This is a genomic window from uncultured Caballeronia sp. (assembly GCF_964243625.1).
Classification (GTDB): Bacteria; Pseudomonadota; Gammaproteobacteria; order Burkholderiales; family Burkholderiaceae; genus Caballeronia.
Genome location: NZ_CAXTGZ010000226.1, coordinates 1 through 8,885, shown reverse-complemented (window position 1 = coordinate 8,885; position 8,885 = coordinate 1). Strand labels below are relative to the sequence as shown.

At 60.9% G+C, this 8,885-nt stretch carries 9 protein-coding genes; 4 read left to right on the top strand and 5 right to left on the bottom strand.

The features are described 5' to 3' along the window. The 3 genes from ACFFAR_RS16515 to ACFFAR_RS16505 all read left to right on the top strand — a co-directional run. Nucleotides 1–1,425: penicillin-binding transpeptidase domain-containing protein (locus tag ACFFAR_RS16515; protein WP_375508143.1), on the top strand; the 1,425-nt coding region annotated here is incomplete at its 5' end. 344 nt (nt 1,426–1,769) lie between these two features. Continuing rightward, nucleotides 1,770–2,351 (top strand): helix-hairpin-helix domain-containing protein, encoded by a 582-nt coding sequence (locus ACFFAR_RS16510; RefSeq protein ID WP_174363639.1) that lies wholly within the window; start codon nt 1,770–1,772, stop codon nt 2,349–2,351. Between the two features lie 213 nt (nt 2,352–2,564). Then, on the top strand, nt 2,565–3,011 hold the full coding sequence (locus ACFFAR_RS16505) for a YidB family protein (RefSeq protein WP_061999556.1): 447 nt from the start codon (nt 2,565–2,567) through the stop codon (nt 3,009–3,011). 70 nt (nt 3,012–3,081) lie between these two features. Here the strand turns inward: ACFFAR_RS16505 and ACFFAR_RS16500 are convergent, their stop codons facing one another. The 3 genes from ACFFAR_RS16500 to ACFFAR_RS16490 all read right to left on the bottom strand — a co-directional run bounded on the left by ACFFAR_RS16500 (nt 3,082) and on the right by ACFFAR_RS16490 (nt 7,009). Then, nucleotides 3,082–3,516 (bottom strand): DUF4440 domain-containing protein, encoded by a 435-nt coding sequence (locus ACFFAR_RS16500; RefSeq protein ID WP_174363638.1) that lies wholly within the window; start codon nt 3,514–3,516, stop codon nt 3,082–3,084. 236 nt (nt 3,517–3,752) lie between these two features. Then, a complete protein-coding gene (gene clpB, locus ACFFAR_RS16495) occupies nt 3,753–6,350 on the bottom strand; it encodes an ATP-dependent chaperone ClpB (RefSeq protein WP_061999558.1) in 2,598 nt (865 codons plus the stop codon). A 155-nt stretch (nt 6,351–6,505) separates the two neighbouring features. Next, nucleotides 6,506–7,009: an Rrf2 family transcriptional regulator gene (locus ACFFAR_RS16490; RefSeq protein ID WP_061999559.1), complete on the bottom strand. Its 504-nt coding sequence runs from the start codon at nt 7,007–7,009 to the stop codon at nt 6,506–6,508. A gap of 473 nt (nt 7,010–7,482) precedes the next feature. Between ACFFAR_RS16490 and ACFFAR_RS16485 the strand changes: the two genes are divergently transcribed. Next, nucleotides 7,483–8,049, top strand: a complete 567-nt coding sequence (locus tag ACFFAR_RS16485; RefSeq protein WP_174363637.1) for a group III truncated hemoglobin — start codon at nt 7,483–7,485, stop codon at nt 8,047–8,049. Here ACFFAR_RS16485 and moaE read toward each other — a convergent pair whose 3' ends face one another. Beyond that, the gene (gene moaE, locus ACFFAR_RS16480) at nt 8,050–8,514 is read right to left on the bottom strand and encodes a molybdopterin synthase catalytic subunit MoaE (protein WP_174363636.1); all 465 of its coding nucleotides are present in this window, start codon (nt 8,512–8,514) and stop codon (nt 8,050–8,052) included. A gap of 1 nt (nt 8,515) precedes the next feature. After that, nucleotides 8,516–8,773: a molybdopterin converting factor subunit 1 gene (moaD, locus tag ACFFAR_RS16475; protein ID WP_174363635.1), complete on the bottom strand. Its 258-nt coding sequence runs from the start codon at nt 8,771–8,773 to the stop codon at nt 8,516–8,518. Between the last annotated feature and the right edge of the window lie 112 nt (nt 8,774–8,885).

Here is an 8,885-nt window from a genome sequence, read left to right as displayed (position 1 = left end):
TTCGCGCGCCGTGTGGCCTGCGAAGTGCATCCTGCAGCGGGCGCGCGTGTCCAGTCCACGATCGACGCCCCGCTGCAGCGCTTCGCCCGTGACTCGCTCGCGCGAACCTTGCTCGAACTCAACTCGCGCGCGCATCAGCGCAATGTGCACGACGGCGCCGCGATCGTCATCGATAACCGCAGCGGTGAAATTCTCGCGTGGGTAGGCTCGGCGGGCGGGTTGTCGAACGCGCCGGAAGTCGATGCCGTCATCGCGTTGCGCCAGGCCGGCTCGACGCTCAAGCCGTTCTTGTACGCTCAGGCCATCGACGAAAAGCGCCTCACGCCTGCCTCTTTACTCGACGACGCCCCGCTCGATCTCGCCACGGGCGGCGGCTTGTATATCCCGCAAAACTACGATCACGATTTCAAGGGCTGGGTGAGCATGCGCACGGCGCTCGGGTCATCGCTGAACGTGCCGGCCGTGCGTACGCTCGTGATGGTCACGCCGCACAAGTTCGCGAAGACGCTGGTCTCGCTGGGATTGCCGCTCACGCAGGCCGGCGATTACTACGGCTTCAGCCTCGCTTTGGGGAGCGCCGACGTGACACTTGCATCGCTCACGAACGCGTATCGCACGCTTGCGAACAGGGGCACCTCCGGTTCGATGTCCGACGTGGCGGTGCATCCTGCCGCCGTGCCCGGAACACGTATCTTCAGCCCGCAGGCGAGCTTTATCGTGACGAACATCCTTGCCGACAACAACGCCCGCACGCGTACGTTCGGCTTCGACAGCGTGCTCGCCACGCGCTTTTTCAGCGCCGTCAAGACCGGCACGAGCAAGGACATGCGCGACAACTGGGCGGTCGGTTATACGTCGCGCTATACGGTCGGCGTGTGGGTCGGGAACGCCGACGGCGCGCCGATGTGGGACGTCTCCGGCGTGACGGGCGCCGCGCCCGTGTGGGCCGCGCTCGTCAACTACCTGCACCGGCAGACGCCGAGCCGCGCGCCCGCTGCGCCCGAAGGCGTGGTGCGCACGAAGATCACGTATCAGAACGATATCGAACCGGCGCGCGACGACTGGTTCCTGAGCGGCACGCAGATGTCGCGGATCGGGTTATCGGCGAATGCTGAGGGAACCATAAAGGGTGCGGATAACTCCGGCGCGGCGCGAATCTCTACGCCGACCGACGGCACGATCTTCGCGCTCGACCCCGACATTCCCGCGGCCCGCCAGCGCGTCTGGTTCGAAAGCGGACAAGGCGCGCCTTCGGGCAGCACGTGGCGTCTGGACGGCAAGCCGGCCGGACGCGCACAACGCATGGCATGGTTGCCGTGGCCGGGACATCACACGCTGGATCTCATCGATAAACACGGCAAAGTCGTCGACTCCGTGAAATTCGAGGTTCGCGGCGCATTCGTGAAAATCAAAACCAAGGGCTGATCGGAGGCGGATTTTGTTGATAATTTTTACAAGACAAAAGACAGATTAATCGCAGCGACATTCAGAAACTGTTAAATCTCGACAGGACCGTCCCGATCCGCCACGCGTCTGGTAATAATCGCAAAAGAGATTTGAAACGCTGCAGCGAAAGCGCTGCCGCAGCAAAATACTATCCGGCGATGTTGTCAAAATTAATGCTGCCCGAACCGATTCACGGTTGCCGCCATTATGCTGGCGGTCGTTTTGTCCTATGCTAGTTGGACTTTCTGGCCAGGCTTCCAGTAAAGTCGGGGCGGCACTGAGACACTGATTTCTCCTTCTGTTTTCAACCTGGAGCACTTGTCATGCTTAAAAAGCTGTTGATGTTGTTTCTGGCCTTTTCGTTGTCGATGGGCGCGGCATTCGCCGCCACTGACGTGAACACCGCCGACGAGGCCTCGCTTGAAGCCATCAAAGGGCTCGGGCCGGTGAAGTCGAAGGCGATCATCGACGAACGGACTGCGAACGGCCCGTTCAAGAACGCCGACGATCTCGCCAATCGCGTGAAAGGGCTCGGCACGAAGTCCGTAGGACATCTGGAAGAAGCCGGGCTGACCATCGGTGGTTCATCCGCGCCGCCAACCGGCGTGAAGCCCTCCAAGACGCCTGCAACCAGCACGAGCGCCGCGCCGGGCAAATCGACGGTGAAGTCTTCGGCCGCCGCTACCGCCGCAACCTCTCCTGCAGCGACCACGGCCACCACGCCTGCCGTCACGCCGGACGCGGCATCGGCTCCGAAAGCGAAGAAATCGAAGAAAGCAAAAGCCGCCGACGCCGCCAGCGGGTCGACCACCGCCACCGCCGATGCAGCATCTGGCGCGAGCGGCGCCAAGGCATCGAAGAAGTCGAAGAAGAAGAAAGCCGCGAGCGACGCGGCTGCAACCTGAGGACAGCGGCGCGTTTCTTTCGCGCGCCGTTGACTTGATGCAAGGGCGTGTCGTTCGTGAAACGGACACAAACACGACGCTCGAACTTAAGCGCACTCAGGTCGTTTTGCAGCAGAACACGCGTTGTCCTGACGGACGGCGCCTTGTTCGCCCGGTCACTGCAACACAACCGGGCGATATACCCAACCCGTATCGCTTTTCAGAGAGACAGCCATGAGCCTACTCGATACCCTCGCCTCCTCCTTCGGCAAATCGTCACCGGAAGGTGGCGGCGCAGCACCGGCCGGTCTGGTCGCTGTCGCCATGGAATTCATCAACAACCAGCCAGGCGGCCTGACTGGCCTGATCCAGCGCTTCCATGAAAATGGCGCAGGTGATGTGGTGTCGTCATGGATCGGTCATGGCGAAAACAAGCCGATCAGCTCGGACACCCTGACCAACGTGCTCGGGTCGGGCGCAGTCAGCGATCTCGCACAGAAGGCAGGTGTGTCGGGTGATCAGTTGAGCGGCATGCTGGCCTCCGTGCTGCCGCAACTCGTCGACAAGGCAACGCCGAACGGCGAAGTGCCGGCGGACGGCAAGCTTGATCTCGGCAGCGTGCTGGGTTCGCTCGGCGGTCTGGGCGGCCTGTTCGGCAAGAACGAAGAACCGAAGGCTTGAGGGTTCTTCGCTTTATAGTGTTTGCTTGAAGTGACGAAGGGGCATCGGAGTAATCCGTTGCCCTTTTTCGTCAATGCTTGAAACCCTGGCGCGCGAGCAGCTTCCAGCCGTTGCCGGCCTTCTTCCAGACCATCAACTGATCGAGTTCGACATCGGTCTGCTTGCCATCGCTCTCCACCGTTGTCGAAAAATGATCCCGGACGATGGCGTTATCGCCTTCGAGCGTCACGCTCGGCTCGGTCAGGTCGATGCGCTTGTAGTGCGTCTTCCCACTCGCGATCGTATCGATATAAACCTGCTGGTTCTGAACCGAAGCGTTCGAATGACCGTAGCTCAAAGTCGAGGTGGTCAGCGCTTTGAGTTCGGCGCCGTTGGCCGCGATCATCGCGGCATGAAGGCGCCTGACGGCAGAGTCGAGGGACGCCCGATCGCTGGTCTTGGCGTAGACGTTCACCGACGCGGCGCACGCAACTGTCGCTGCCAGCAAGAGGTTCAGTTTCGTCATGGAATGATGTGAGTTGGAGGTGATTAGAACGGACGTCCTATGACTTTCGCCTTTTATAACGGAGAACTTTCAAGTCTGAGCGCCGCTTTTTAGATACGACGTCAGATAACTTGGTCGCAGATTATCACGATGCCCAAAGTTCGCTAACGGGGTATACCCAAACACGCTCTTGCTCCAACCACAAAAAAAACGCCCGATAAACCTCATCGGGCGTTTCATCGCATCACCAAAGCGTCTTAATGCACGACGCGATCGAACACCAGCTCCCCGTCCCGAACATCCACAGGGATCACGTCCTTCGGCCCAAACTTGCCGGCCAGGATCAGCTTCGCGACCGGGTTCTCGATCTGCTGCTGGATCGCGCGCTTCAAGGGCCGCGCGCCGAACACCGGGTCGTAACCCACCTTGCCGACCAACTCGAGCGCCGCGTCCGATACATCCAGCTGCATCTCCAGCTTCGCAAGCCGTTCATGCAACCGCTGCAACTGGATCTTCGCAATCGACTGGATGTTGCTCCGGTCGAGCGAATGGAACACCACGACGTCGTCGATACGATTCAGAAACTCCGGCCGGAAGTGCAGCTTGACCTCTTCCCACACGGCATCCTTCACCGCTTCGTGCGGCTCGCCGACCATCGACTGAATCACGTGCGATCCAAGATTCGATGTCATCACGATCACCGTATTCTTGAAGTCCACGGTGCGCCCTTGCCCATCGGTCATACGGCCATCGTCGAGCACTTGCAGCAGCACGTTGAACACGTCCGGATGCGCCTTCTCGATTTCATCGAGCAGGATCACGCTGTATGGTTTGCGCCGCACGAGCTCGGTCAGATACCCGCCCTCTTCATAACCGACATAACCCGGCGGTGCGCCGATCAAACGCGCGACGCTGTGCTTCTCCATGAATTCGCTCATGTCGATACGAATCAGGTGATCCTCCGAATCGAACAGGAACGCGGCGAGCGCCTTGCACAACTCGGTCTTGCCCACGCCCGTCGGGCCGAGGAACAGGAACGAACCATATGGCCGGTTCGGGTCCGACAAACCGGCGCGCGAGCGGCGAATCGCATCTGCCACTGCACCTATTGCTTCGTCCTGACCGATCACGCGTTCATGCAGCTTGGCTTCGATCTGCAGCAGCTTGTCACGCTCGCCCTGCATCATCCGCGACACAGGAATGCCGGTCGAACGCGACACGACTTCCGCGATCTCTTCAGCACCGACTTGCGTGCGCAACAGGCGCGGCCGCGTGGGATTGCTTTGCTCGGCGGTCTCGGCCTGCGTCACCTGCTTCAATTGCGCCTCGAGCCCGGGCAGCTTGCCGTACTGCAATTCGGCGACCTTCTCGAGCTTGCCTTCGCGCTGCAGACGCACGATATCCGCGCGCACTTTCTCGATCTCTTCCTTCAGCGTCGCGCTGCCCTGCACGGCGGCTTTTTCCGCCATCCAGATTTCCTCGAGGTCGGAATACTCGCGATCCAGCCGCTCGATTTCCTCTTCGATCAATTGCAGGCGCTTCTGCGATGCTTCGTCCTTCTCCTTCTTCACAGCTTCGCGCTCGATCTTCAACTGGATCAAACGACGGTCGAGCCGGTCCATCTCTTCGGGCTTCGAATCGATTTCCATCTTGATGCGCGACGCGGCTTCATCGATCAGGTCGATAGCCTTGTCCGGCAGGAAACGGTCCGTGATGTAGCGATGCGACAACTCTGCCGCCGCGACGATCGCGGGATCGGTGATCTCCACGCCGTGATGCAGTTCGTACTTTTCCTGCAAGCCGCGCAGGATCGCAATGGTCGCTTCCACCGAAGGTTCGTCGACGAGCACCTTCTGGAAACGGCGTTCGAGCGCCGCGTCCTTTTCGATGTACTTGCGATATTCGTCAAGCGTGGTCGCACCGATGCAATGCAGCTCGCCGCGCGAGAGCGCCGGCTTGAGCATGTTGCCCGCGTCCATCGCGCCTTCGGCCTTGCCGGCGCCGACCATGGTATGGATTTCATCGATGAAGACGATGGTCTGCCCTTCGTCCTTCGCGATGTCGCTCAGGACGGCCTTGAGCCGCTCCTCGAACTCCCCGCGATACTTCGCGCCGGCCAGCAACGCGGCCATGTCGAGCGAAAGCACGCGCTTGCTCTTGAGCGATTCCGGCACTTCGCCGTTCACGATGCGCTGCGCAAGACCTTCCACGATGGCGGTCTTCCCCACGCCCGGCTCGCCGATCAGCACCGGATTGTTCTTCGTCCGCCGTTGCAGGATCTGGATGGAACGGCGGATTTCGTCGTCACGTCCAATCACCGGATCGAGCTTCCCGGCGCGAGCGCGCTCGGTCAGGTCGACGGTGTATTTCTTGAGCGCGCCGCGCTGGCTTTCGGCATCCTGACTATGCACCTGGCCGCCGCCGCGCACGGTGTTGATCGCGGCTTCGAGCGCCTTGCGCGTCAAGCCATGCTGCTTGGCAAGACGGCCCGCGTCGCCTTTGTCATCGGCGACTGCGAGCAGGAACATCTCGCTCGCAATGAACGTATCGTTGAGCTTTTGCGCTTCTTTATCCGCGCTGTTCAGCAAGCCGGCAAGGTCGCGGCTGACCTGGACGTTGCCGTCCGTGCCCTGGACTTGCGGCAAACGCGTCATCGCGTCTTTCAACGCGGTTTCCAGCGCCTGAACCTGAACGCCCGCCTGCGAGAGCAGCGAGCGCGCCGAACCGTCCTGTTGCGCAATCAGCGCAGCAAGCAGATGAACCGGTTCGATGTATTGATTGTCGTTGCCGACGGCGAGACTCTGCGCGTCGGCCAGTGCTTCCTGAAACTTGGTCGTGAGCTTGTCGATTCTCATATTGAGACCTCCAAATGGGATGTATTCAAAATGAGGCGCGATCCGGCACTTTCAAGCGCTTCGGTGCCCGAAAACGGCAATTTTTTGGATAAATCGTTAAATCGGGCGCGAGGGAAGCCGAGGATGCGGGAGCTTTGGAGCAGGTAGCAGAAGGCCTAAGTTCGGCCGGCGCTCTGACCCGATCCGCCTTTGTCCGAGCTTGGGTGAGGCATGAACCGCACGATACCGAGCAAACCCGCCAGCTCGTCCGCCGGCGACGCCAGATCCCCTATGGTATGCCGGTCGAGCTCGGCGAGAAAAGCATCGCGCGCCGCCGCAAACACGCCTCTCAACTGGCAGTGCGACTGGATCACGCAATGCCGGTGCGCTTCATGGTCCCCGGCGAAGCAACCGACGATGGAAAAATCATTTTCTGTCTTGCGCACTACCTCGCCGATGGTCAGAAGCGGCGTACGAGGGTCGAGCCTCAGGCCGCCGTTACGGCCGCGCAGCGTTTCGACCCAGCCCAGTTCTCCAAGCCGCTGCACCACTTTCATCAAATGATTCTTCGAGATGCCGTACGCCTCCGAAATTTCCTGGATCGTCGCCAGTCCTTCCGGGCGCACGGCCAGGTAGAGCATGACGCGCAGGGAATAGTCGGTGTAATCGGTTAGTCGCATTAGGGTAATCGCGTAACAATCGCGTTATTCAGTCGCGCTTCGATGCCGCATGGGCGGGCGCATCGATTTGAAAGGTGGCGCGTTGGCGGCGCCGTTCACGCGCAGGGATCGCGCGCCAAGGGTCGTCGGGCACGCACACGGGGAAACCGCGCGGCGCGGCGATGGAAGGCTGAACGTAGGAGCCGGAGCCGACATGCGTATGTCCGGACTCGGCTCGAGCGTCATCGTCGCCGCGGCAAGCCGTCGCTGACACGACGGAGGTTTCACGCTGAAACGTCGATTATCATGAGACGCCAACTCGCAGGAGAACGTGAAACCGTATTTCACGGCATGGGCGCTATTCTGCGACAAATTTCCCATTTATTCACTTTTCTTCGAAATCGCCCTTGTTCTGAGGCTTGGTCCGCGAATAAAGGGCCGGTATAAAACGCGGGTTCAGCCGCTTCAACCATTGCACGAAACGCATTCAAGCCATGACCGATTCCGCAGTCCAGCCCACGCCGCCTGTTCGCGCCTCGCAGGCCAGCGAAGCTAACATCCGCGAACTCGTTGAAGTTTTTTACCGGCGTGTAGATGAAGATCCGCTGCTCGGCCCGATCTTCGCGCGTGAGCTGGCAGGGCGCTGGGACGCTCATCTCGCGAAAATGACGACTTTCTGGTCGAGCCTCGTGCTCGGGACGAAGGACTATCGCGGCAACGTGCAGGAAGCGCACCGGCCACTTGGCGATATCGAACCGCAGCACTTTGCGCGCTGGATCACGCTATTTCTTGATACCGTCGAAAGCCGGTACGAACCGGCCGCCGCCGTCCAGTTCATGGAACCGGCGCTGCGCATTGCGCAAAGCCTGCAGTTGAGCAAGTTTGGCTGGGACTATCGCATTCCCGAGGCGCAGGTTGCGCTGCTGGCGTCGCTCAGGCGCTTGCGCAGAGGTGAGCGGGAAGCGGCACCGGAAGCGGAAGCGGCGGAGCATCTGCCCGATCGCAGCGGCGCTACGCCGTTTCCCGTGAATGTGACGGGCACAGGCAGCGAGAAGTCCTGATCAGCGGGCCGCGGCGCCCCATCGCGCACGCGCGGCGTCGTCGGATTCGCGTGCATCGACCCATTTCTCGCCGTGCTCGGTCTTCTCTTTCTTCCAGAACGGCGCCTGCGTTTTCAGGTAATCCATCACGAACGCGCACGATTCGAACGCTTCCGCCCGATGCACCGCGGTCGTCGCGACCAGCACGATCTGATCGAGCGGCAGGAGCTTACCCACCCGATGCACGATCAACACATCCGACCCTGGCCAGCGCTCGCGCGCCTCGCCTGCAATCGCTTCGAGCGCCTTTTCGGTCATGCCGGGATAGTGTTCCAGTTCCATGGCCTGGACGGTATGGCCTTCGTTCAGATCACGAACCGTCCCGACAAAACATGCGACCGCGCCGACCTTGGGATTGTCGGCGCGTAGTGCGGCGACCTCGGCGCTGATATCGAAATCGGCTTCCTGCACGCGAATTCGGGTCATCTCAGCCGCCCGTGACCGGAGGAAAAAACGCGACCTCGCAGCCGTCCGTGATGCGCCGCGACGGGTCCGTCATCTCGTGGTTGCAAGCCATGCGCAGCGACCGCCCTTCCCCCAGCGTCTCGGCCCACACGCCGCCACGCGCGCGCAGCCAGGCACGGACATCGCCAACGTTGGCAACGCCGTCCGGCACTTCGACACTTTCTTTTGCCACACCGAGCGCTTCACGCACGCTCGCAAAAAACCGCAACTCGACTTTCATGATTGCCTTCAACACATCAGTTCTGAAAACGGGATAAAACGCACGATTTCGCCGGCCTGGATGGCGTGGTCCGGAGGGTTATCGATCAGTCCGTCACCCCATACCGTCGATG

What these genes read in the sequence shown, in the direction of transcription:
- ACFFAR_RS16510 (WP_174363639.1), top strand. Translation starts at nt 1,770, where the DNA reads ATGCTTAAAAAGCTGTTGATGTTGTTTCTGGCCTTTTCGTTGTCGATG.
- ACFFAR_RS16505 (WP_061999556.1), top strand. Translation starts at nt 2,565, where the DNA reads ATGAGCCTACTCGATACCCTCGCCTCCTCCTTCGGCAAATCGTCACCG.
- ACFFAR_RS16500 (WP_174363638.1), bottom strand. Translation starts at nt 3,516, where the DNA reads ATGACGAAACTGAACCTCTTGCTGGCAGCGACAGTTGCGTGCGCCGCG.
- clpB (WP_061999558.1), bottom strand. Translation starts at nt 6,350, where the DNA reads ATGAGAATCGACAAGCTCACGACCAAGTTTCAGGAAGCACTGGCCGAC.
- ACFFAR_RS16490 (WP_061999559.1), bottom strand. Translation starts at nt 7,009, where the DNA reads ATGCGACTAACCGATTACACCGACTATTCCCTGCGCGTCATGCTCTAC.
- ACFFAR_RS16485 (WP_174363637.1), top strand. Translation starts at nt 7,483, where the DNA reads ATGACCGATTCCGCAGTCCAGCCCACGCCGCCTGTTCGCGCCTCGCAG.
- moaE (WP_174363636.1), bottom strand. Translation starts at nt 8,514, where the DNA reads ATGACCCGAATTCGCGTGCAGGAAGCCGATTTCGATATCAGCGCCGAG.
- moaD (WP_174363635.1), bottom strand. Translation starts at nt 8,773, where the DNA reads ATGAAAGTCGAGTTGCGGTTTTTTGCGAGCGTGCGTGAAGCGCTCGGT.